23 protein-coding genes are annotated in these 20,582 nt (G+C 51.9%); 6 read left to right on the top strand and 17 right to left on the bottom strand.

Annotated elements, in window-relative coordinates; all coding sequences use genetic code 11:
* Positions 1 to 211 precede the first annotated feature (211 nt).
* The 11 genes from yqjG to exuT all read right to left on the bottom strand — a co-directional run bounded on the left by yqjG (position 212) and on the right by exuT (position 6,998).
* Positions 212 to 1,198: a glutathionyl-hydroquinone reductase YqjG gene (gene yqjG / locus C4F37_RS12165; protein WP_000531213.1), complete on the bottom strand. Its 987-nt coding sequence runs from the start codon at positions 1,196 to 1,198 to the stop codon at positions 212 to 214.
* 69 nt (positions 1,199 to 1,267) lie between these two features.
* Positions 1,268 to 1,660, bottom strand: coding sequence for a DoxX family protein (locus tag C4F37_RS12160; RefSeq protein WP_000732240.1), 393 nt, complete (start codon positions 1,658 to 1,660; stop codon positions 1,268 to 1,270).
* 185 nt (positions 1,661 to 1,845) lie between these two features.
* Complete coding sequence (locus tag C4F37_RS12155; RefSeq protein ID WP_000096091.1) at positions 1,846 to 2,145, bottom strand: YqjK-like family protein; 300 nt, start codon at positions 2,143 to 2,145, stop codon at positions 1,846 to 1,848.
* A complete protein-coding gene (locus C4F37_RS12150) occupies positions 2,135 to 2,539 on the bottom strand; it encodes a phage holin family protein (RefSeq protein WP_000785722.1) in 405 nt (134 codons plus the stop codon). The genes C4F37_RS12155 and C4F37_RS12150 overlap by 11 nt, the downstream gene beginning before the upstream one ends.
* A 2-nt stretch (positions 2,540 to 2,541) precedes the next feature.
* The gene (locus C4F37_RS12145; protein WP_000031415.1) at positions 2,542 to 2,847 is read right to left on the bottom strand and encodes a DUF883 family protein; all 306 of its coding nucleotides are present in this window, start codon (positions 2,845 to 2,847) and stop codon (positions 2,542 to 2,544) included.
* A gap of 37 nt (positions 2,848 to 2,884) precedes the next feature.
* Positions 2,885 to 3,253 carry a DUF1090 family protein YqjC gene (yqjC, locus tag C4F37_RS12140; protein WP_001295543.1) on the bottom strand — a complete coding sequence of 123 codons (369 nt, stop codon included), beginning with the start codon at positions 3,251 to 3,253 and terminating at the stop codon, positions 2,885 to 2,887.
* 146 nt (positions 3,254 to 3,399) lie between these two features.
* Positions 3,400 to 3,783 carry an EnvZ/OmpR regulon moderator MzrA gene (gene mzrA / locus C4F37_RS12135; protein WP_001166760.1) on the bottom strand — a complete coding sequence of 128 codons (384 nt, stop codon included), beginning with the start codon at positions 3,781 to 3,783 and terminating at the stop codon, positions 3,400 to 3,402.
* Between the two features lie 3 nt (positions 3,784 to 3,786).
* Complete coding sequence (yqjA, locus tag C4F37_RS12130; protein ID WP_000422149.1) at positions 3,787 to 4,449, bottom strand: DedA family general envelope maintenance protein YqjA; 663 nt, start codon at positions 4,447 to 4,449, stop codon at positions 3,787 to 3,789.
* 21 nt (positions 4,450 to 4,470) lie between these two features.
* Positions 4,471 to 4,554: a protein YqiM gene (gene yqiM, locus C4F37_RS27810; RefSeq protein WP_211180508.1), complete on the bottom strand. Its 84-nt coding sequence runs from the start codon at positions 4,552 to 4,554 to the stop codon at positions 4,471 to 4,473.
* Between the two features lie 239 nt (positions 4,555 to 4,793).
* Positions 4,794 to 5,570, bottom strand: coding sequence for a transcriptional regulator ExuR (gene exuR, locus C4F37_RS12125; RefSeq protein WP_000406488.1), 777 nt, complete (start codon positions 5,568 to 5,570; stop codon positions 4,794 to 4,796).
* A gap of 129 nt (positions 5,571 to 5,699) precedes the next feature.
* Positions 5,700 to 6,998 (bottom strand): hexuronate transporter ExuT, encoded by a 1,299-nt coding sequence (gene exuT / locus C4F37_RS12120; RefSeq protein ID WP_001226465.1) that lies wholly within the window; start codon positions 6,996 to 6,998, stop codon positions 5,700 to 5,702.
* A 482-nt stretch (positions 6,999 to 7,480) separates the two neighbouring features.
* Between exuT and uxaC the strand changes: the two genes are divergently transcribed.
* From uxaC to C4F37_RS12105, 3 genes are all read left to right on the top strand, one after another.
* Positions 7,481 to 8,893 (top strand): glucuronate isomerase, encoded by a 1,413-nt coding sequence (gene uxaC, locus C4F37_RS12115; RefSeq protein WP_000187442.1) that lies wholly within the window; start codon positions 7,481 to 7,483, stop codon positions 8,891 to 8,893.
* A 14-nt stretch (positions 8,894 to 8,907) separates the two neighbouring features.
* Positions 8,908 to 10,395 carry an altronate dehydratase gene (gene uxaA / locus C4F37_RS12110; protein ID WP_001199390.1) on the top strand — a complete coding sequence of 496 codons (1,488 nt, stop codon included), beginning with the start codon at positions 8,908 to 8,910 and terminating at the stop codon, positions 10,393 to 10,395.
* Between the two features lie 82 nt (positions 10,396 to 10,477).
* Positions 10,478 to 11,029: a YgjV family protein gene (locus C4F37_RS12105; protein ID WP_000128138.1), complete on the top strand. Its 552-nt coding sequence runs from the start codon at positions 10,478 to 10,480 to the stop codon at positions 11,027 to 11,029.
* 4 nt (positions 11,030 to 11,033) lie between these two features.
* Here C4F37_RS12105 and sstT read toward each other — a convergent pair whose 3' ends face one another.
* From sstT to C4F37_RS12080, 5 genes are all read right to left on the bottom strand, one after another.
* Positions 11,034 to 12,278 carry a serine/threonine transporter SstT gene (gene sstT, locus C4F37_RS12100; protein WP_000211655.1) on the bottom strand — a complete coding sequence of 415 codons (1,245 nt, stop codon included), beginning with the start codon at positions 12,276 to 12,278 and terminating at the stop codon, positions 11,034 to 11,036.
* Between the two features lie 398 nt (positions 12,279 to 12,676).
* Positions 12,677 to 13,642 (bottom strand): TerC family membrane protein Alx, encoded by a 966-nt coding sequence (gene alx / locus C4F37_RS12095; RefSeq protein ID WP_001098806.1) that lies wholly within the window; start codon positions 13,640 to 13,642, stop codon positions 12,677 to 12,679.
* 282 nt (positions 13,643 to 13,924) lie between these two features.
* Entirely contained in the window at positions 13,925 to 14,911 is a 987-nt protein-coding gene (locus tag C4F37_RS12090) for a Gfo/Idh/MocA family protein (protein ID WP_000617698.1), read from the bottom strand.
* A 78-nt stretch (positions 14,912 to 14,989) separates the two neighbouring features.
* Positions 14,990 to 15,682, bottom strand: a complete 693-nt coding sequence (locus C4F37_RS12085; protein WP_000942548.1) for a SanA/YdcF family protein — start codon at positions 15,680 to 15,682, stop codon at positions 14,990 to 14,992.
* 76 nt (positions 15,683 to 15,758) lie between these two features.
* On the bottom strand, positions 15,759 to 16,262 hold the full coding sequence (locus tag C4F37_RS12080) for a M48 metallopeptidase family protein (RefSeq protein WP_001333820.1): 504 nt from the start codon (positions 16,260 to 16,262) through the stop codon (positions 15,759 to 15,761).
* Positions 16,263 to 16,346: 84 nt separating this feature from the next.
* Between C4F37_RS12080 and rlmG the strand changes: the two genes are divergently transcribed.
* From rlmG to higA, 3 genes are all read left to right on the top strand, one after another.
* Complete coding sequence (gene rlmG / locus C4F37_RS12075) at positions 16,347 to 17,483, top strand: 23S rRNA (guanine(1835)-N(2))-methyltransferase RlmG (RefSeq protein ID WP_000018695.1); 1,137 nt, start codon at positions 16,347 to 16,349, stop codon at positions 17,481 to 17,483.
* A gap of 283 nt (positions 17,484 to 17,766) precedes the next feature.
* Positions 17,767 to 18,081, top strand: coding sequence for a type II toxin-antitoxin system toxin HigB (gene higB / locus C4F37_RS12065; protein WP_000550189.1), 315 nt, complete (start codon positions 17,767 to 17,769; stop codon positions 18,079 to 18,081).
* The gene (gene higA, locus C4F37_RS12060) at positions 18,078 to 18,494 is read left to right on the top strand and encodes a type II toxin-antitoxin system antitoxin HigA (RefSeq protein WP_000560266.1); all 417 of its coding nucleotides are present in this window, start codon (positions 18,078 to 18,080) and stop codon (positions 18,492 to 18,494) included. The genes higB and higA overlap by 4 nt, the downstream gene beginning before the upstream one ends.
* Before the next feature lie 44 nt (positions 18,495 to 18,538).
* Here higA and fadH read toward each other — a convergent pair whose 3' ends face one another.
* Positions 18,539 to 20,557 (bottom strand): NADPH-dependent 2,4-dienoyl-CoA reductase, encoded by a 2,019-nt coding sequence (fadH, locus tag C4F37_RS12055; RefSeq protein ID WP_000121433.1) that lies wholly within the window; start codon positions 20,555 to 20,557, stop codon positions 18,539 to 18,541.
* Positions 20,558 to 20,582: the final 25 nt, after the last annotated feature.

The raw sequence follows: 20,582 nt of genomic DNA, 5'->3' as shown, positions 1-20,582 counted from the left end.
TTCAAGGAATTAATAAAGTGCCGTGAAGGCGCGCTAAGACTGATGACAAGCGCAAAATCGCCAGATGCGCTACGCTTATCTGGTCTGCGCGGGTTATGCAATCTATTGAATGTACAATGTTTTGTATGTCAGATAAGGCGTTCATGCCACATCCGACATGAACAACATGCACTTAGCTAATTATCAGAGGCACCTCGTAAGGTGCCTTTTTTTAACCGAAGCGAACATCTCGTCCATGCGGTTCATCGAGATCCTGCCACGGACCAATTGAAATAATCCCCGTAGGGTTGATGGTCTTATGGCTGCGGAAGTAATGATTACGGATATGATCGAAATTGACTGTTTCGGCGATCCCCGGCATCTGGTAGATATCGCGCAGAAAACCGTACAGATTCAGGTAATCGCTGATGCGGTGCTTATCACACTTGAAGTGGGTCACATACACCGGATCAAAACGCACCAGCGTAGTCCACAGGCGAATATCGGCTTCGGTTAGCTGGTTGCCGGTCAGGTAACGATGCTGGCCTAAAATCTGCTCCAGTCGTGCCAGCGATTCAAACACTTTCGCCACCGCCTCGTCGTAAGCTTCCTGGCTGGTGGCAAAACCAGCTTTATACACGCCGTTGTTAACGGTGTCATAAATCCAGCCGTTAAGTTCGTCAATTTTTGTTTGCAGGGCTGGAGGGTAGTAATCACCCGCTTTCGCGCCCAGCGCATCAAACGCGGTATTGAACATGCGGATGATTTCTGCTGATTCGTTGCTGACGATGGTGTGGTTCTTTTTGTCCCACAGCACGGGAACAGTAACTCGTCCGCTGTAGTGTGGATCGGCGTGGAGATAAAGCTGATACAGAAATTCATTTTGATAGAGCGTGTCTCCGGTTGCTCCCGGAAAACTGTCATCAAAGGTCCAACCGTTTTCCAGCATCAGCGGGTTCACTACGGAAACGGAAATAAACGGTTCCAGTCCTTTGAGTTTGCGCATGATCAGTGTGCGGTGCGCCCACGGGCAGGCGAGTGAAACATAGAGATGATAACGATCTTTCTCTGCGATAAAACCGCCTGTGCCAGTGGGGCCAGGAGCGCCATCGGCAGTGAGCCAGTTACGAAATGCGGAAGCTGAACGTTGAAATTTACCGCCGGTAGATTTGGTATCGTACCAGGTGTCATGCCAGACGCCGTCAATCAGTTGACCCATTTTTCTCTCCTCCAATAGCAAAAACGAGGAGCTTCCTCCTCGTTTTTTATCGTTAAGTATAGCGCGTGCTTACCACTTTTTATTCAGCAGGCGGTCGATGCTATACGCGCCCGGACCGGTAATTGCCAGCAGCAGGAATCCGCCAGAAATTGTCAGGTTTTTCATGAACATCAGCGAGTTGACGCCTTCAGCAAAGTTGCTGTGAAATAAAAATGCCGTCAGCAGCGTAAAGCCCGCAGTAAACAGGGCTGTGGTGCGAGTCAGGAAACCGAACAGGATTGCCAGACCACCACCAAACTCAAGCAGAATCACCAGCGGCAGCATAAAACCCGGGACGCCCATTGCTTCCATATATTGTTGGGTACCCGCGTAGCCAGTAATTTTTCCCCAGCCAGCGGTAATAAACAGAATCGGCATTAAAATGCGCGCTACCAGTACACCAACATCTTCTAATTTTTTCATCATACTCTCCACTGCGCCACTCAGGCTGCTGATTGTTTTTTTGTGCAATGGCGCGGTATTAGCGTCGTTGCTGTCGATGGAGAGAATCATAAACGTGGTGAATGATGATTGTTAGCAAGGAAAACTGTCAAAAATCTTCAAAAAATTTGAGGGATAAGGCCGGAATGGCTCCGGCCAGAGGGAAGTTAACCGCGAAGCTGTTGCTGCTTGAGGGTCGTTTTAACCAGACGCCAGGCGCTCCATACGCCAAAACCGCGTCTGGCCCAGCGGACCAGCATATTAGGATGGCGAATCGTCCAGATCGCCATCACGCTACTGCCAACCAGCGCCCAGGAGCGCAGACTTAGCAGCATATTCCAGCGACGATCGTAAGCGCCTGTTGTCTCCAGCCATTCACGACGACTGGCGGAAAGATCCAGCCGTTGTTGCTGGATCTGGCTAAGCAGTTGCGCCTTACGTCGTTCACGTTCGACTTTACTGCTCACGGGACTCCTCCTCGAGCAGCTGCCGATCGTTTGCTAACTCATGGCGTGTATGGCGCAGCAACGTAGACTTACGCGATTTACGTAGCGTCCAGATACCGCCAATCAGTGCCAGTAGCAGCAACACCACGGTGGTGGCAATCATCGCATTCAGGCGATATTGCGGGTCAACCGCCCAAATAATTAGCACCATCAGGCTCATAAGACCAAATGCAGCGAAAAGCATCGTCAGGCCCAGCATCAGTAAAAGTTGAAAGAGATTCGCTTTTTCCTCTTCCAGCTCCACCACCGCCAGCCGCAGACGTGTCTCTACCATTTCAACCATGATAGAAACAATTCGCTGCCCGATGCCCAGAACGCTTTTACCGGGCCCTTGTGCGTGATGAGTGTCCGCCATAATTAACGACGCGACAGCAGAACGCCGAGCACTACACCGATTGCAGCGCCAATGCCCACGCCCGTCCACGGATTTTCGCGCACATACTCATCGGCACGCGCCGCCGCGACACGGGTTTGTTTGGCAATGGCATCACCGGTTTCACCCAGGCGATAACGGCTCTGTTTCAGTGCCTGCTCCGCTTTGCTACGAATCTTACTCAACTCTTCTTTCGACTTCTCGCCAGATGAGCTAAGCACCTCTTCCAGCGTATCGGAAAGGGATTTCAACTCAGCACGCAGATGTTCCGTAGTGTGTTCTTTCGACATAGTTTTCTCCAGGTGAGTAAGTAGTGACTATTGTGAGTTAGTAGTCGCGCGCTTCCAGCTTTTTCAGCTCTTCCTGCGCTTCTGCCAGTTTCCGTTCGCGTTTGGCAATCTTATCGGCATCGCCTTTTTGCTTCGCCTCGGCTAAATCTTGCTGGCGTTCCGCCACCTCATCTTTCTGCTTTGCGATTTTCTTCTGATGATCGGCACGCAGCTGGCTATCTGAACAGTTGGCCCGGACTTCACTCAGGGCTTTATTCAGACCGTCAATACGATTCTGGTTTTGGTGTTTTTCGGCATAGCTGATCTCCTTAAGGATATTTTGCTCCTTTTCCTGACACAGGGTAGTGGCATAACTACCGGCACTAAGAGCAAAGAGAGAAACAGCTAAAGCGATGCGGTATTTCATTCTTGAACCTTCCATTGTGATTCGGACCTATTACAAAGGAACGATTGTCCAGACAACGAAGCGGTAGTGTTAACCACCGCCTCATTAATCATAGACAGTTACGGTGAAATCACCAAAGTGAGTGATATGTTTCGGATAACAGGAAGTTATCCGAAGCGATGAGAGTTATCCCGTAACCGGGTCAGCCACTGCATAGCCTGACTGTTATTGTCCTGCTGCGCAATGATGTAGCCATGGGGCAATGTTCTGTCGAGGACCGCTTTTGCGGCGGCGCTCTGGTCGCTGGAGTCAAATGTAATTAACAGAGTGTCGTTTTTGGGGGTGATACTTTTGAAAGGAATGCCATGAGCGTCAAGGTGATGCCAGATTGAAAAACCGTCTGGCATCGTTGTGCCTTGATGAACGGCACGAATCGCCAGCGTAGACTCTTGCTGGCGAACCGCGGACCAGGCCAGCAACAGCGTGCCGACCAGAAGTAAAACAGCGCCGGACCAGGCTAGCTGGCGAAGCGACATGCGAGGTATTTGCATCCCTTACCCCCGATTTCCATATTTCTTTTTCCATAACACGACCAGAGAACCTGCCAGGCCAAACACCAGCAGCACCACCGGGAGCAGCATCAGGCATGACATCAGCTGGTCCTCGTACTTTAAAAATACCGGCGTTTTGCCGAGCATGTAACCCAGAGTTGTCAGGATCAATACCCACAGCAGACCGCTCATCCAGTTGAAAAACTGAAAGCGCGCGTTATTCAGCCCTGATAACCCGGCAATCGTCGGCAGCAGTGTTCTGACAAACGCAATAAAGCGACCAATTAACAGCGCCGATAAACCGTGTTTATGAAAAAGATGGTGTGCGCGTTGATGATAATGCGCGGGTAAATGAGATAGCCAGTTTTGTACGGTGCGGGTATTGCCCAGCCATCGCCCCTGAATATAGCTGACCCAGCAGCCGAGGCTGGCGGCAACGGTCAGCAGCAGAATCGTTTGCGGATAGCCCATCGCGCCTTTCGCAATCAACACGCCGACCAATACCAGTAAACTGTCGCCCGGTAAAAAGGCCGCCGGAAGCAAGCCGTTTTCAAGGAACAAAATTACAAACAAGACAAAATACAACATGCCAATCATCGATGGATTGGCCAGGGTTTCAAAATCCTGCGCCCACAGGGCTTGCAGCAATTGGGTCAAAAGTTCCATTCATTATTCCTGGTGAATCGGTTAACGCCACGCTGGTTTTAAAAGATGCACTACCGCAATGTTATTGCTGTTTTGGTATGTTCTGCGGGTTTGATACATCAACACAGCCTGAACTATTCCCTGTTAAATCGTGAGATAAGAAAGCATTCAAAAACATAAATTCAAATTGAATCTAATTGTAACAAAGGTCAACGTTGTTCGTTATCAAAATTACATGTCCGTGGAGTCTGATTTTGCTGAATGCAGGGGAGGGTGGCGAGAGGATTTACACAGGCTGACACTTTATACTTTTCGCTTACCGACGAGACAAACAGGCGCATTGCAGCGCCTGTCGGACAGGAATTTCATTTACTGCCGCTGGTGGCTGTATCGAGATGCACCACCGGGTTTTCGGCGAATAGATAGCGGTCGGCATTGAACTCGAAGTCGTCGCTGGTTTCGTTAAATAACATGATCTTGGTGTTTTCCAGATGCTGCCACATTGCCAGCTTAGCAGCATGAGGATCTTTGCGAATCAGCGCCTTGAGGATTTGATCGTGGTCATCACACCAGTTATCGACGGTACGGGAATCAATGTGTTCGTGCAGTTTTTTCCAGTACGGGTTATGACTACGCTGGGTCCACATTTTTTCCACGATAGCCGCCAGGGCGGAGTTCTGCGTCGCCAGAGCGACCTGAATGTGGAACTGCAAATCCCACTCGGAATCACGGAAGCATTGTTCGCCGCGCGCCTGTTCCTGAATGGCCATCAGTTTCATGATGTCCTGTTTCGTTACCTGAGTTGCCGCGAATTCGGCAATATTACTTTCGATGAGCTGGCGAGCCTGAAGCAACTCAAACGGACCGTAATTGGCGAATTCCATATTATTGTCAGCCGCCTGCTGATGGCGCGGCTGGTTGGAAACCACATGAATACCTGAACCTTTACGCACTTCGACATAGCCTTCAACTTCCAGCATGATGATGGCTTCACGAACTACCGTACGGCTGACGTTCTTTTCATCGGCAATAAAGCGTTCTGCAGGCAGTTTATCACCCACCAGATAGACGCCCTGTTCGATGCGCTCTTTCAGGTCAGCGGCAAGTTGTTGATACAAACGGCGTGGTTCAGTGATTTCCATATGCGCTCCAGGCATGATACGGCAGACTATATTTGTTATACCACTTTTGCGAGTTTAGCTCTACTCGCAGTGATGAAAAAGCCGCCTGAGAAGGCGGCTTTGAAGGGAAACTAAAACTTACACGAAACGTTAATGTTGCGGTGCGGGATCGTTATGTGTTTCCTGCGCCACCTCAATCGCCGGTTTGTTCTGCAACACGGTCCAGATAACCAGCGCACCTAACAGGTCGAACACTGCCAGAACTGCGAACAGCGGGCTGAAGCCGATGGTGTCAGCCAGTGCACCGACAACCAGCGCAAACAGCGTACTTGCCAGCCATGCGGACATCCCGGTTAAACCGTTTGCCGTTGCCACTTCGTTACGACCAAACACATCGGAAGAGAGCGTAATCAGCGCGCCAGACAGTGCCTGGTGGGCAAAACCACCGATACACAGCAGCATAATTGCGACATACGGGTTGGTGAACAGGCCGATCATACCCGGGCCAATCATCAGCACTGCACCCAGCGTTACGACCATCTTACGGGAAACGATCAGGTTCACACCAAACCAACGCTGGAACAGCGGCGGCAGGTAACCACCGAGGATACAACCGAGGTCAGCAAACAGCATCGGCATCCAGGCGAACATCGCGATCTCTTTCAGGTTAAAGCCGTAAACTTTAAACATGAACAGCGGGATCCACGCGTTAAAAGTACCCCAGGCCGGTTCTGCCAGGAAACGCGGCAGCGCGATACCCCAGAACTGACGGTTACGCAGGATCTGACCAACGGACATTTTCTTCGCCGTGCTCACCTGGTGCTGGGCTTCCTGACCATTAATAATATAGTCGCGTTCTTCATCGGTCAGATGCTTCTGGTCGCGCGGATGTTTATAGAAAATCAGCCATGCCATCGCCCAGATAAAGCTCAATGCACCGGAGATGATAAATGCCATCTGCCAGCTGTGCATTACGATTGCCCATACCACCAGCGGCGGCGCAATCATCGCACCAATCGAAGAACCTACGTTAAAGTAGCCTACTGCGATGGAACGCTCTTTCGCCGGGAACCATTCGGAGCTGGCTTTCAGACCCGCCGGGATCATCGCTGCTTCCGCGGCACCGACCGCACCACGAGCAACAGCCAGGCCACCCCAGCTACCTGCCAGCGCGGTTGCACCACAGAACACGGCCCACAGCACAGCAAACATTGCATAACCGATTTTCGTACCCAGCACATCCAGTACATAACCTGCTACCGGTTGCATGACCGTATAAGCAGCAGAATAGGCTGCGATGATATAGGAATACTGTTGGGTGGAGATGTTTAACTCTTCCATCAGAGTTGGCGCAGCTGCCGCCACAGTGTTACGCGTCAGGTAACCAAGCACGGTGCCGAGCGTCACCAGTGCGATCATATACCAACGTAACCCTTTAATTTTACGCATGTAAAACCTCATCGTTTTGTTATATCCGCAGGAAGCGCGGCCATCATCCCGCCAGAGGCTGAAGATGTTAGTTACGACCGGGTAACCGAAAAAAAACCGGCACGCCCCGAACGTTGCCATGAAAGTTTCGTGCTAATTCGGCTTCCGTACCGGTTAACCCGATTCATCTAACAAATGAATGAATCGGCAATTTGCATTCCGTCGACTTATGATTTGCGACGGCAGAAAGATAACTTGTCATACAACTTTAAAAGGTGAGAGCCATCACAAATGTGGGAATATTTGTAGGGACATTACCTGACGACAGCAAGGCCAGTACTGGCGCGGCCTGCAGCGAGATTTACCACTTTGAGAGTAATTTTTTTAACTACGTTTATTGATCTAACTCACGAAAATATCTTCGGACTCTGGAAATTGGTGTGATAACTTTGTCAGCATCGCACCATAAGCAAGCTAGCTCACTCGTTGAGAGGAAGACGAAAATGACTCCGTTTATGACTGAAGATTTCCTGTTAGATACCGAATTTGCCCGCCGTCTGTATCACGACTACGCAAAAGACCAGCCGATTTTCGATTACCATTGCCATTTGCCGCCGCAGCAGATTGCGGAAGACTATCGTTTTAAAAACCTGTATGACATCTGGCTGAAAGGCGATCACTACAAATGGCGCGCTATGCGTACCAACGGTGTGGCCGAGCGTCTGTGTACCGGTGATGCGTCTGACCGTGAAAAATTTGACGCCTGGGCGGCGACTGTTCCGCACACTATCGGCAACCCGTTATACCACTGGACGCACCTCGAACTGCGCCGTCCGTTTGGTATCACTGGCAAATTGCTTTCTCCGTCAACTGCCGATGAAATCTGGAACGAATGTAACGAACTGCTGGCGCAGGATAACTTCTCCGCGCGCGGCATCATGCAGCAGATGAACGTGAAAATGGTCGGCACCACCGATGACCCGATCGATTCTCTGGAGCATCACGCAGAGATCGCCAAAGACGGCTCTTTCACCATCAAAGTGCTGCCGAGCTGGCGTCCGGACAAAGCCTTCAACATCGAACAGGCGACCTTTAACGACTACATGGCGAAGCTGGGCGAAGTTTCCGATACCGACATTCGCCGCTTTGCTGACCTGCAAACTGCCCTGACCAAACGTCTGGATCACTTCGCCGCTCACGGCTGTAAAGTGTCTGACCACGCGCTGGATGTGGTGATGTTTGCTGAAGCGAACGAAGCGGAACTGGACAGCATTCTGGCGCGCCGTCTGGCTGGCGAAACCCTGAGCGAGCACGAAGTGGCGCAGTTCAAAACTGCGGTATTGGTGTTCCTTGGTGCCGAATATGCACGTCGCGGCTGGGTACAGCAGTACCACATTGGCGCGCTGCGTAATAACAACCTGCGTCAGTTCAAACTGCTGGGGCCGGATGTAGGCTTTGACTCCATCAACGACCGTCCGATGGCGGAAGAGCTGTCTAAGTTGCTGAGCAAGCAGAATGAAGAAAACCTGCTGCCGAAAACCATTCTGTACTGCCTGAACCCGCGCGATAACGAAGTGCTGGGCACCATGATCGGTAACTTCCAGGGCGAAGGTATGCCGGGCAAAATGCAGTTCGGTTCCGGCTGGTGGTTTAACGATCAGAAAGACGGTATGGAACGTCAGATGACCCAACTGGCGCAGCTCGGTCTGCTGAGCCGCTTTGTCGGTATGCTGACTGACAGCCGTAGCTTCCTGTCATACACCCGTCACGAATACTTCCGCCGCATTCTGTGCCAGATGATCGGTCGCTGGGTGGAAGCGGGCGAAGCACCGGCGGACATCAACCTGCTGGGCGAGATGGTGAAAAATATTTGCTTTAACAATGCGCGTGACTACTTCGCCATTGAACTGAACTAAGGTCTGGGGTTGATATGCAATACATCAAGATCCATGCGCTGGATAACGTCGCGGTCGCTTTAGCAGATTTGGCTGAAGGCACAGAAGTCAGTGTCGATAACCAGACTGTTACGCTGCGCCAGGATGTTGCTCGTGGACATAAATTTGCGTTAACGGATATCGCAAAAGGGGCCAATGTCATCAAATATGGCCTGCCGATTGGTTATGCATTGGCGGATATTGCGGCAGGTGTTCACGTTCACGCCCACAATACGCGCACGAATCTGAGCGATCTGGATCAGTATCGCTATCAACCTGATTTTCAGGATCTGCCTGCGCAAGCGGCAGATCGTGAAGTGCAGATCTATCGTCGCGCTAACGGCGATGTCGGGGTGCGTAATGAGCTGTGGATCCTGCCAACCGTGGGCTGTGTCAACGGCATCGCGCGGCAGATCCAGAACCGTTTTCTGAAAGAGACCAACAACGCCGAAGGTACTGACGGCGTGTTCCTCTTCAGCCACACCTACGGCTGCTCACAGCTGGGCGACGATCACATTAATACCCGCACCATGCTGCAAAACATGGTGCGCCACCCGAACGCAGGCGCAGTGCTGGTGATTGGTCTGGGCTGTGAAAACAACCAGGTTGCCGCATTCCGTGAAACGCTGGGCGATATCGATCCTGAACGCGTTCATTTCATGATCTGCCAACAGCAGGATGATGAGATCGAAGCCGGAATCGAGCATTTGCATCAGCTGTATAACGTGATGCGCAACGATAAACGCGAGCCAGGCAAACTCAGCGAACTGAAGTTTGGTCTGGAGTGCGGTGGTTCTGACGGTCTTTCTGGTATTACTGCTAACCCGATGCTGGGGCGTTTCTCTGACTACGTGATTGCTAACGGCGGTACTACCGTACTGACCGAAGTGCCGGAGATGTTTGGCGCAGAGCAGTTGCTGATGGACCATTGCCGCGACGAAGCAACGTTTGAAAAACTGGTCACCATGGTCAACGACTTCAAACAGTACTTTATTGCCCATGATCAGCCGATCTATGAAAACCCATCGCCGGGGAACAAAGCGGGCGGTATCACCACGCTGGAAGACAAATCACTTGGCTGTACCCAGAAAGCGGGTTCCAGCGTCGTGGTTGACGTGCTGCGTTACGGCGAGCGTCTGAAAACGCCAGGGCTGAACTTGTTAAGTGCGCCGGGTAACGATGCCGTAGCGACCAGCGCCCTGGCGGGTGCGGGCTGCCATATGGTGCTGTTCAGTACTGGTCGTGGCACGCCGTATGGTGGATTTGTGCCGACGGTGAAAATCGCCACCAACAGTGAACTGGCGGCGAAGAAAAAACACTGGATCGACTTTGACGCGGGTCAGTTGATCCACGGTAAAGCGATGCCGCAGTTGCTGGAAGAATTTATCGACACCATCGTTGAGTTTGCCAACGGTAAGCAAACCTGTAACGAGCGTAACGACTTCCGCGAACTGGCGATCTTCAAAAGCGGCGTAACGCTATAAAGTCGAAATGAGTTGTTAATAAAAAACGGCGTTTCATAATGTGAAGCGCCGTTTGCTTTTCCATACCTGCTAAGGATTTATCATGACCGCGTATTGGCTGGCCCAGGGCGTGGGTGTCATCGCCTTTCTGATTGGTATCACAACATTTTTCAATCGTGACGAACGTCGCTTCAAAAAGCAGCTTTCGGTCTATAGCGCCGTTATTGGCGTACATTTTTTTCTTCTGGGCACCTATCCCGCTGGTGCCAGTGCCATCCTTAATGCCATTCGTACATTGATTACCTTACGCACGCGCAGCTTATGGGTAATGGCGATTTTTATTGTGCTGACTGGCGGAATTGGCCTCGCGAAGTTCCATCATCCTGTCGAACTATTGCCGGTTATCGGCACGATTGTCAGTACCTGGGCGCTATTCCGCTGTAAAGGGCTGACCATGCGCTGCGTAATGTGGTTTTCAACGTGTTGCTGGGTGATTCACAACTTCTGGGCGGGGTCGATAGGCGGCACGATGATTGAGGGTAGTTTTCTGCTTATGAATGGCCTGAATATCATTCGTTTCTGGCGGATGCAGAAAAGGGGAATTGATCCGTTTAAAGTTGAGAAAACCCCTTCCGCCGTAGACGAAAGGGGTTAAACAATTAATTACGCAGGGCGCTATTTGCCAGACGATCGTCTTCTGCCTGGCAAGCTGCCGCAGTGAACAGCACGTCAGTTGAAGAGTTCAGCGCGGTTTCGCAAGAGTCCTGCAATACGCCGATGATAAAGCCGACGGCAACCACCTGCATGGCGATATCGTTCGAAATACCGAACATATTACAGGCCAGTGGGATCAGCAGCAGAGACCCCCCCGCCACGCCGGATGCGCCACAGGCACACAGAGAAGCCACCACGCTCAACAGCAGCGCCGTGGGCAGATCGACCGGAATACCCAGCGTATTAACCGCAGCCAGCGTCAACACGGTAATAGTGATTGCTGCGCCCGCCATATTGATGGTGGCTCCCAGCGGAATAGAAACGGAATAGGTATCGCGATCCAGATTCAGCTTTTCACACAGCGCCATATTCACCGGAATGTTCGCTGCAGAGCTGCGGGTGAAGAAGGCATACACACCGCTTTCGCGCAGGCACAGCAGCACCAGCGGGAACGGGTTACGACGAATTTTCCACCACACCAGCAATGGGTTAACCACCAGCGCCACCAGTAACATACAGCCAACCAGCACGACCAGCAGTTGCGCGTAGCCCCACAGTGTGGAGAAACCGGTGGTTGCCAGGGTAGAAGAAACCAGCCCAAAAATACCAATCGGTGCGAAGCGAATGACCAGTTTCACCATAAAGGTAACGGCATTCGACATATCGTTAACCAGGTTTTTGGTGGTCTCGTTACCGTGACGCAGTGCGAAGCCGAGGCCGATCGCCCACACCAGAATCCCGATGTAGTTACCTTTCAGCAGCGCGTCGATGGGGTTGGAAACCATGCTCATTACCAGCCCGCGCATCACTTCGACAATGCCTGACGGCGGCGAAATATCACCCGCGCTACTGGATAAATGCAGGGTAGAAGGGAAGGCAAAGCTGAAGACTACTGCGGCCAGAGCAGCAGAGAAGGTGCCCAGTAGATAGAGGAACAAAATAGGGCGGATATTGGTTTTCTGCCCGTGCTGGTGGTTAGCAATAGATGCCATCACCAGCATCAACACCAGGATGGGGGCAACGGCTTTCAGTGCGCCGACGAACAAAGTACCTAACAGACCAACAGCTTCCGCCGCGGGTTTTGAGATCCATGCCAGAAGAATCCCCAGAACAAGGCCGACCAGGATTTGTTTTACCAGGCTGCCATGAGCCAGACGCCGGAATAGCCCCGGTGAACGTTGCGTAGTCATTTTTCGATCCTTTCATTGTGTTGTCGCACATCCCTGGTGCGTTCTGTCGACGCATCTTTCAGGATGTAACAAAGTGTTTGCAAGGTCGAGTATAAGGAAAGTTACAGCTTCGGGAAGCGAAAAATGCTGGATTTTAAAGAGAGGTCATATTTTGAAACTTAATGGTTACATTTCTTTTACATAAAAATAAAGCCAACGTGCGGCTTCCAGACTGATGACAACATCAAAAAAGGACTCGGTCAGTCCCCTCGCCCCGTTTGGGGAGAGGGTTAGGGTGAGGGGAACAGGCCAGCATCGGTGCGAAAAATTACCCTCACCCCGACCCTCTCCCTGGAAGGGAGAGGGAGAAAACGGTGCTCATGTTAATGACAGGGTACACGGCTTAGGCAGATTAAAAATTATCCACCCCGCTGCTTATCATGCCGATAATTCACCCAGGCGTTGATAATAAACGTCATCACCAGAATGCCAAACACCACGCCCAGCGAGACGGCGATTGGAATATGGTAGAAGTCGACAATCAGCATCTTGATACCGATAAACACCAGAATCACCGCCAGGCCATATTTGAGCATCGAGAAACGCTCTGCTACGCCCGCCAGCAGGAAATACATCGCACGCAGGCCGAGGATCGCAAACAGGTTTGAGGTCAGCACAATGAACGGGTCAGTGGTCACGGCGAAGATAGCCGGAATGCTATCCACGGCGAAAATCACGTCGCTCAATTCCACCAGAATCAGTACCAGCATCAGCGGTGTGGCGTACAGCAATCCATTCTTACGCACAAAGAAATGCTCGTTGTCGATGGTGTCGGTCATGCGCAAATGACCGCGTAGCCAGCGCACCAGCGGCTTGTCGCCAATGCCTGATTCATCTTCATGGGCGAGCGCCATCTTCACGCCGGTAAACAGCAGGAAGGCACCGAAGATATACAGGATCCAGTCGAACTGCGAAATTAGCCAGCTGCCAGTGAAGATCATGATGGTACGCAGAACAATCGCCCCGAGCACGCCATACACCAGCACGCGGCGTTGTAATGCCGCCGGAACAGAGAAATAGCTGAACAACATCAGCCAGACAAAGACGTTATCGACCGCCAGCGATTTCTCAATCAGATAACCTGTGAGAAAGGCCAGTGCCTGTGGATCGGCAACGGCGCGACCTTCGGTTTGCACCAGATACCACCAGAAAGCGGCGTTAAACAGTAACGACAGCGTCACCCAGACCAGCGACCAGGCCGCAGCCTGTTTCATGGTCATGGCATGTGCCCCACGACGCCCCTGCAACAACAGGTCGATAGCCAGCATAATGGCGACAACAACAGCGAATCCGCCCCATAGCAACGGCGTGCCGACAGTATTCATAGAAGTTCCTTACACATAAAAAAACGGCCAACGTCGGAAGACGTCAGCCGCTGCTTTTTATGCATAGACCTCGCCTTCCGGCAAGGTCTCACTTACAACAAAAAAGGAATACGTCTGCGTATTCCTTTCGGGTTGCCCGGTGACCGGATGTGTTTTTTCACACATCGTAATGACGATCGACCGGCAATGAAGTTACTCCCCTTTGCAGGTAACAAAGTATGACAGACCATTCAGCCAGTCAATGGTCTGTTACATACCTTTTACACTGTTTTACTTTGGCAATTATAGTTTTACGCTATCTGCCGGAAAAATCACCCCAGTCTGGCGGCGGATCTCGGTCAGCAGTTTGGCGGTGATGCGACTGACCGCCAGCCCTGGATGATCCACCAGATGCTCATCCACCAGGGTAGCGAACAGCTCTGCTTCGTAGAGCATGGTATTAATATGCTGCGGCTGGGTGAGATCCTGCATTTGGCTGCCACGCGGCACGAAGCACACTTTCTGGCATTCAGACAGTTTTTCAATCACCAGCGATCCTGCTTCGCCCTGAATCTCGCTCGCCAGGACAGAATCACTGACTTTTGAGTGCTGCAAGGTGACGCTGAAATCACCGTAATCCATCACCACCACGCCCTGGGCGTCAACGCCGCTTGCCAGCAAACTGGCGGTTGCCTGCACGCTTTTCGGCTCACCAAATAACGCCACCGCCGACGCCAGACAGTAAAAACCGATATCCATAATTGAACCGTTAGAGAATGCCGGATTAAAGGTGTTGGGATTCTCACCATCCAGGTAACGTTGATACCGCGAGGAATACTGGCAATAGTTGAAAAAGACTTTCCGCAGTTTGCCGACTTTCGGCAGCGCCTGGCGCAACAAATGAAAGTTCGGCAGGCAGGCGGTTTTAAATGCCTCAAACAGCACCACCTGATTTTCCCGCGCACAGGCAATGGCGGCATCCACTTCCGCCAGATTCGACGCCAGCGGTTTCTCGCAAATCACATTAATTTTATGGCTAAGGAAAAGTTGTGTCTGGGAAAAATGCAGGGAATTCGGGCTGGCAATATACACCGCGTCAATGGCATCGCTTTCCGCCATCGCTTCCAGCGAGGTAAACAGATGCTCGACAGAAAAATCATTGGCGAAGTGCTGGGCCTGTTCAAGGCTGCGGGAATATACGGCGGTTAACTTGTATTTACCGCTCTCATGGGCGGCCTCGACGAACTGGCGAGTGATCCAGTTCGTACCAATCACAGCGAAACGTATCATAACGCGTGGATACTCCATAAAGGGATTCTGTCGTCAATGTAGCACGCCTTTTTCATCTTCGACGTGCGCAGATACGCATTATTTCTGCGCCGGACAGCCATGCTCACTAAACGGCCCAATCATGACCGAAGGCCCGAGATATTTCGGCTGGCGATGGAGGATTTTGGCGTCAATCACGGCGCTGACACGAGCGAGTTTCTCCCGCAGTTGAGTATAAAAACCGTGCTTCATATTGAGGTCTGGCGCGTTAAAACCGATAGCGTCGATGCCGTACTGTTTTGCCAGCCAGATGGCGCGTTGATTATGAAATTCTTGCGAGATAATGGTGATATGGTTTTCACCAAAAACCTTTTTGGCACGCACTACCGAATCCAGCGTTGAGAATCCGGCATAGTCGCAGAAGATCACTTTTGCTGGTACGCCTTTAGCGATCAAAGCCTGCTGCATACCTGATGCTTCATCGTAATTTTTACGTCCGTTATCGCCACTTACCAGCAGCCATTTCACTTTTCCGGCGTGGTACAACGCTGCTGCGGTATCAATACGTCGGGTAAAGTAGCGATTACCCGGCCTCGCCCCCAGCAATAAACCCACGTTACGCGCCGGAACGGCGTTGACATCGCTCCAGGTCAGCTGTTTGCTGGCGTTGACCATTACGCGATCGGCGATAAGGATGGTCGCTCCTGCCACAAGTAACAGTAAGCAGGCAATCTTTAGAGTCCGGCGAGAAAAACAAATACGGAGAAGAAGGCGGGCAAATGCGCGCAGCATGGTCGTTATCCTTAACGAAAGGGGGGAGGTCGATTTTAGGCGCTAAAGAAAGAAAAGATAACGCCTGACATCATTTTCAGATTTTGTTCTGCCCAAGCGACAACTGCGTTAGCCACAGTCGGGTGTCGAACTCAAGCTGGTGGTACTGGGGTTCCATATGACAACACAACTGGTAAAACGCTTTGTTATGCTCTTTCTCCTTCAGGTGCGCCAGCTCGTGCACCACGATCATGCGCAAAAACGGTTCCGGCGCGTTGCGAAACACGGTAGCGACGCGGATCTCCACCTTTGCTTTCAGCTTGCCGCCCTGCACACGAGAAACAGCGGTATGTAACCCGAGCGCGTTTTTTAGCACATGGATCTTATTGTCATACATCACTTTATTGATCGGCGGGGCATTACGCAGAAACTGATTTTTCAGATCCTGAGTATATTGCCAGAGGGCTTTATCGGTGGCGTAGTCGTGTGTTCCCGGATAGCGTTTTGCCAGCACATCGCCCAGACGCTGTTCGTTAATCAGTGTTCGCACCTGGGAAAGTAGCTGCTCGGGATAACCCTGAAGATAAGTAAGATTGCTCATAACCGCCCACGAAAAAGAGAAAAAGGGTATACTCACGCACCCTTTTCAGGGGCAATGTCGAAATTTTATCATTCAGGAGGGCCGATGAGCCACTTAGACAACGGTTTCCGTTCACTGACACTACAACGTTTTCCGGCGACGGATGACGTTAACCCGCTACAGGCGTGGGAAGCGGCGGATGAATATTTGCTGCAACAGTTGGACGACACAGAAATCCGCGGCCCGGTGTTGATCCTGAATGATGCCTTTGGTGCGTTAAGCTGCGCACTGGCGGAACATAAGCCGTACAGCATTGGCGACTCATACATCAGTGAACTGGCGACGCGCGAGAATTTACGCCTCAACGGGATTGATGAGTCGAGCGTGAAGTTTCTCGACAGCACCGCCGACTACCCGCAACAGCCGGGTGTGGTGCTGATCAAAGTGCCGAAAACACTGGCATTGCTGGAACAGCAACTGCGTGCGCTGCGCAAAGTGGTCACGTCGGATACACGTATTATTGCCGGTGCCAAGGCCCGTGACATTCACACTTCCACGCTGGAACTGTTCGAAAAAGTGCTCGGCCCAACCACCACCACGCTGGCATGGAAAAAAGCGCGCCTGATTAATTGCACTTTCAATGAACCGCAGCTGGCCGATGCGCCGCAGACCGTTAGCTGGAAGCTGGAAGGTACTGACTGGACTATCCACAACCATGCGAATGTCTTCTCCCGCACCGGGCTTGATATCGGCGCGCGCTTCTTTATGCAACATCTGCCAGAGAATCTCGAAGGGGAGATTGTCGATCTCGGTTGCGGTAATGGCGTTATTGGTCTGACGCTGCTTGATAAAAACCCGCAGGCGAAAGTGGTGTTTGTCGATGAATCGCCGATGGCGGTTGCTTCCAGCCGTTTGAACGTTGAAACCAACATGCCAGAGGCGTTGGATCGCTGCGAGTTTATGATCAACAACGCGCTCTCCGGCGTGGAGCCTTTCCGCTTTAATGCTGTGCTCTGCAACCCGCCGTTTCACCAACAACATGCGCTGACCGATAACGTCGCCTGGGAGATGTTCCACCACGCCCGCCGCTGCCTGAAAATCAACGGCGAGCTGTATATCGTTGCCAACCGTCACCTGGATTACTTCCATAAACTGAAGAAGATTTTCGGCAACTGCACCACTATTGCGACGAATAATAAATTTGTGGTACTGAAAGCGGTGAAGCTGGGACGTCGTCGGTAAGATTGGGAGTTACCTGCCGGATGCGGCGTAAACGCCTTATCCGGCCTACGTTCAGCACGTTACTCCAGGCCGGATAAGACGCGGCAAGCGTCGCATCCGGCAATGTCTGCCCAGTTCTGGAATCGCGCTTCCATAAAACAAAAAATCCCTGTCACCATCGTCTACATTCTCTTGTTTAGCGTTTTTCTACGTTTATTCTTCCGTCACACAGATAAATTCATCCGTTGCCAATCTGGCAACGGATGTTATCATATTGCCAATTTGTCAACGGACGTGATGAAGAATGCACCTGATAACTCAAAAAGCATTGAAAGATGCTGCGGAAAAATACCCGCAACATAAAACGGAGTTGGTGGCTCTGGGGAACACGATTGCTAAGGGATATTTCAAAAAACCTGAGTCATTAAAAGCAGTATTCCCATCTCTGGATAACTTCAAATATCTGGATAAGCATTATGTTTTCAATGTTGGGGGCAATGAATTACGTGTTGTAGCAATGGTCTTTTTTGAATCGCAAAAGTGCTACATACGTGAAGTTATGACGCATAAAGAATACGATTTCTTTACCGCTGTTCATCGTACTAAGGGGAAAAAATGATTGCGATTGCCGACATCTTGCAAGCAGGAGAAAAGCTAACTGCTGTGGCACCTTTTCTGGCGGGTATTCAGAACGAGGAACAATACACCCAGGCGCTGGAACTGGTAGATCATCTGCTGCTCAACGATCCTGAAAACCCCTTGCTGGATCTGGTGTGTGCCAAAATAACCGCGTGGGAAGAATCAGCGCCCGAATTTGCGGAATTTAATGCCATGGCTCAAGCCATGCCTGGCGGTATAGCCGTGATTCGTACCCTTATGGATCAATATGGTTTAACCCTTTCCGATCTGCCGGAAATTGGCAGTAAATCTATGGTGTCACGCGTTTTGAGCGGGAAGAGGAAATTAACGCTGGAACACGCTAAAAAATTGGCAACGCGATTCGGCATTTCTCCCGCCTTGTTTATTGATTAACGCGACGTGCCGGATGCGTTGCATCCGGCGCTTCAAATAACGATTTAAATCTCCAGCGCCAGCCGTGTTCCCTGGGCAATTGCCCGTCGTGCGTCCAGCTCCATAGCCACATCGCAGCCGCCAATTAAATGCACCGTTTTCCCGCTATCAATCAGCGGTTGCGCCAGCGCGCGGTTTGGCTCTTGCCCTGCGCAGATCACCACATTGTCCACTGCTAATACCTGCGTTTCGCCGTTGATCACCACATGCAGCCCGTCATCGTCAATCTTCTGATAACTTACGCCTGGGATCATTTTCACACCCCGCGAGAGCAGGGTGGTGCGATGGATCCAGCCGGTGGTTTTGCCTAACCCCTGTCCTGGTTTGCTGGCTTTGCGCTGGAGCATCACAATCTGCCGTGGGCTACGGGGGATCTGCATTCCCTGCGGGCTTAAGCCACCAGCCTGTTGTAGGCTACTGTCGATCCCCCATTCATTACAGAACCCGGCGATATTCTGGCTGGTGGATTCGCCCGGCTGACTTAAATACATCGCCGTATCAAAACCAATCCCGCCACAACCGATGATGGCAACTTTGTTGCCAACCGGCGCTTTGTCGCGCAGTACATCGAGATAACTCAATACCTTCGGATGATCGATCCCGTCGATGGGCGGAGTGCGCGGCACGATCCCACTGGCGAGGATCGTTTCATCGAAAGCCTGTAACTGATCCGCCGTCACGGTGTGATTGAGTTTTAGCGTCACGCCCGTCACTTCGATCATCCGGCGGTAATAGCGCAGCGTTTCGTAAAACTCCTCTTTGCCGGGGATCTGTTTGGCGATATTAAACTGCCCGCCAATCTCGCTATGAGCGTCAAACAATGTTACCTGATGCCCACGCGCCGCCGCGTTAATGGCAAACGCCAGCCCAGCAGGTCCCGCACCGACCACCGCCAGATTTTTTTTCTGCACGGCGGGAAGGATTGGCATTTTGGTTTCGTGGCAGGCGCGAGGATTCACCAGGCACGAGGTGACTTTGCCAACGAAGATTTGATCGAGACAGGCCTGATTGCAGCCAATACAAGTGTTGATCTCATCGGCTCGTCCCGATTGCGCTTTTGACAGCAGCTCCGCATCAGCAAGAAACGGTCGCGCCATCGATACCATATCGGCATCGCCGCGCGAGAGAATATCGTCGGCAACCTGCGGATCGTTAATCCGGTTGGTGGTTACCAGCGGCAGCGAGACGTGGCCTTTCAGTTTGCGCGTGACCCAGCTAAATGCGCCGCGCGGCACGGGCGTGGCAATGGTCGGAATACGTGCTTCATGCCAGCCAATGCCGGTGTTGATAATGGTCGCGCCCGCCGCTTCAATGGCCTGCGCCAGCTCTACCGTTTCGGCAAAAGTCCCGCCGTCTTCGACCAGGTCGAGCATCGACAGTCGGTAGATAATAATGAAGTCGTTGCCGACGCGTTCGCGCACCGCACGCACTACTTCTACGGCAAATCGCATCCGGTTGCGGTAATCGCCGCCCCACTGGTCACTACGCTGATTGGTGCGCAGCGTCAGAAATTCGTTGATCAAATACCCTTCGGAACCCATCACCTCTACACCGTCGTATCCTGCCTCCCGCGCCAGTTGCGCGCAGCGGGCGAAATTGTCGATCAGTTGCAGGATCTCTTCATGGCTTAACTCATGGGGCACGAAACGGTTGATGGGGGCCTGCAATGCGGACGGGGCGACCAGATGCGGTTGGTAGCTGTAGCGCCCGGTATGCAAAATTTGCAGGGCTATTTTGCCGCCTTCCTGATGTACCGCTTCGGTAATGGTGCGATGGTGTGGGATCTGGCTGGCGTCGTTGAGCATTGCGCCACCTTCCATGCCAACGCCTGTTAAATCTGGTGCAATGCCGCCGCTGACAATCAGCGCCACGCCGTGACGGGCGCGTTCGGCATAAAACGCTGCCAGCCGCTCGGCACCGTCCGGGTATTCCTCCAGCCCGGTGTGCATTGAGCCCATCAACACGCGGTTTTTTAACGTGGTAAAACCTAAATCCAGCGGGGCGAACAGCGACGGGTAGCTCATAAAATTGTCCAGTATGTAAAATAAT

This window comes from Escherichia sp. R1 (assembly GCF_003000935.1).
In the GTDB taxonomy this organism is placed as follows: domain Bacteria; phylum Pseudomonadota; class Gammaproteobacteria; order Enterobacterales; family Enterobacteriaceae; genus Escherichia; species Escherichia coli.
This window is presented reverse-complemented; position numbering and strand designations above follow the sequence as displayed.

What these genes read in the sequence shown, in the direction of transcription:
- exuR (WP_000406488.1), bottom strand. Translation starts at nt 5,570, where the DNA reads ATGGAAATCACTGAACCACGCCGTTTGTATCAACAACTTGCCGCTGAC.
- C4F37_RS12090 (WP_000617698.1), bottom strand. Translation starts at nt 14,911, where the DNA reads ATGATACGTTTCGCTGTGATTGGTACGAACTGGATCACTCGCCAGTTC.
- C4F37_RS12080 (WP_001333820.1), bottom strand. Translation starts at nt 16,262, where the DNA reads ATGAGCAATCTTACTTATCTTCAGGGTTATCCCGAGCAGCTACTTTCC.
- uxaA (WP_001199390.1), top strand. Translation starts at nt 8,908, where the DNA reads ATGCAATACATCAAGATCCATGCGCTGGATAACGTCGCGGTCGCTTTA.
- C4F37_RS12150 (WP_000785722.1), bottom strand. Translation starts at nt 2,539, where the DNA reads ATGGCGGACACTCATCACGCACAAGGGCCCGGTAAAAGCGTTCTGGGC.
- higB (WP_000550189.1), top strand. Translation starts at nt 17,767, where the DNA reads ATGCACCTGATAACTCAAAAAGCATTGAAAGATGCTGCGGAAAAATAC.
- sstT (WP_000211655.1), bottom strand. Translation starts at nt 12,278, where the DNA reads ATGACTACGCAACGTTCACCGGGGCTATTCCGGCGTCTGGCTCATGGC.
- mzrA (WP_001166760.1), bottom strand. Translation starts at nt 3,783, where the DNA reads ATGCAAATACCTCGCATGTCGCTTCGCCAGCTAGCCTGGTCCGGCGCT.
- fadH (WP_000121433.1), bottom strand. Translation starts at nt 20,557, where the DNA reads ATGAGCTACCCGTCGCTGTTCGCCCCGCTGGATTTAGGTTTTACCACG.
- rlmG (WP_000018695.1), top strand. Translation starts at nt 16,347, where the DNA reads ATGAGCCACTTAGACAACGGTTTCCGTTCACTGACACTACAACGTTTT.
- yqjC (WP_001295543.1), bottom strand. Translation starts at nt 3,253, where the DNA reads ATGAAATACCGCATCGCTTTAGCTGTTTCTCTCTTTGCTCTTAGTGCC.
- C4F37_RS12160 (WP_000732240.1), bottom strand. Translation starts at nt 1,660, where the DNA reads ATGAAAAAATTAGAAGATGTTGGTGTACTGGTAGCGCGCATTTTAATG.
- C4F37_RS12145 (WP_000031415.1), bottom strand. Translation starts at nt 2,847, where the DNA reads ATGTCGAAAGAACACACTACGGAACATCTGCGTGCTGAGTTGAAATCC.
- yqjA (WP_000422149.1), bottom strand. Translation starts at nt 4,449, where the DNA reads ATGGAACTTTTGACCCAATTGCTGCAAGCCCTGTGGGCGCAGGATTTT.
- C4F37_RS12105 (WP_000128138.1), top strand. Translation starts at nt 10,478, where the DNA reads ATGACCGCGTATTGGCTGGCCCAGGGCGTGGGTGTCATCGCCTTTCTG.
- alx (WP_001098806.1), bottom strand. Translation starts at nt 13,642, where the DNA reads ATGAATACTGTCGGCACGCCGTTGCTATGGGGCGGATTCGCTGTTGTT.
- yqjG (WP_000531213.1), bottom strand. Translation starts at nt 1,198, where the DNA reads ATGGGTCAACTGATTGACGGCGTCTGGCATGACACCTGGTACGATACC.
- exuT (WP_001226465.1), bottom strand. Translation starts at nt 6,998, where the DNA reads ATGCGTAAAATTAAAGGGTTACGTTGGTATATGATCGCACTGGTGACG.
- higA (WP_000560266.1), top strand. Translation starts at nt 18,078, where the DNA reads ATGATTGCGATTGCCGACATCTTGCAAGCAGGAGAAAAGCTAACTGCT.
- C4F37_RS12085 (WP_000942548.1), bottom strand. Translation starts at nt 15,682, where the DNA reads ATGCTGCGCGCATTTGCCCGCCTTCTTCTCCGTATTTGTTTTTCTCGC.
- uxaC (WP_000187442.1), top strand. Translation starts at nt 7,481, where the DNA reads ATGACTCCGTTTATGACTGAAGATTTCCTGTTAGATACCGAATTTGCC.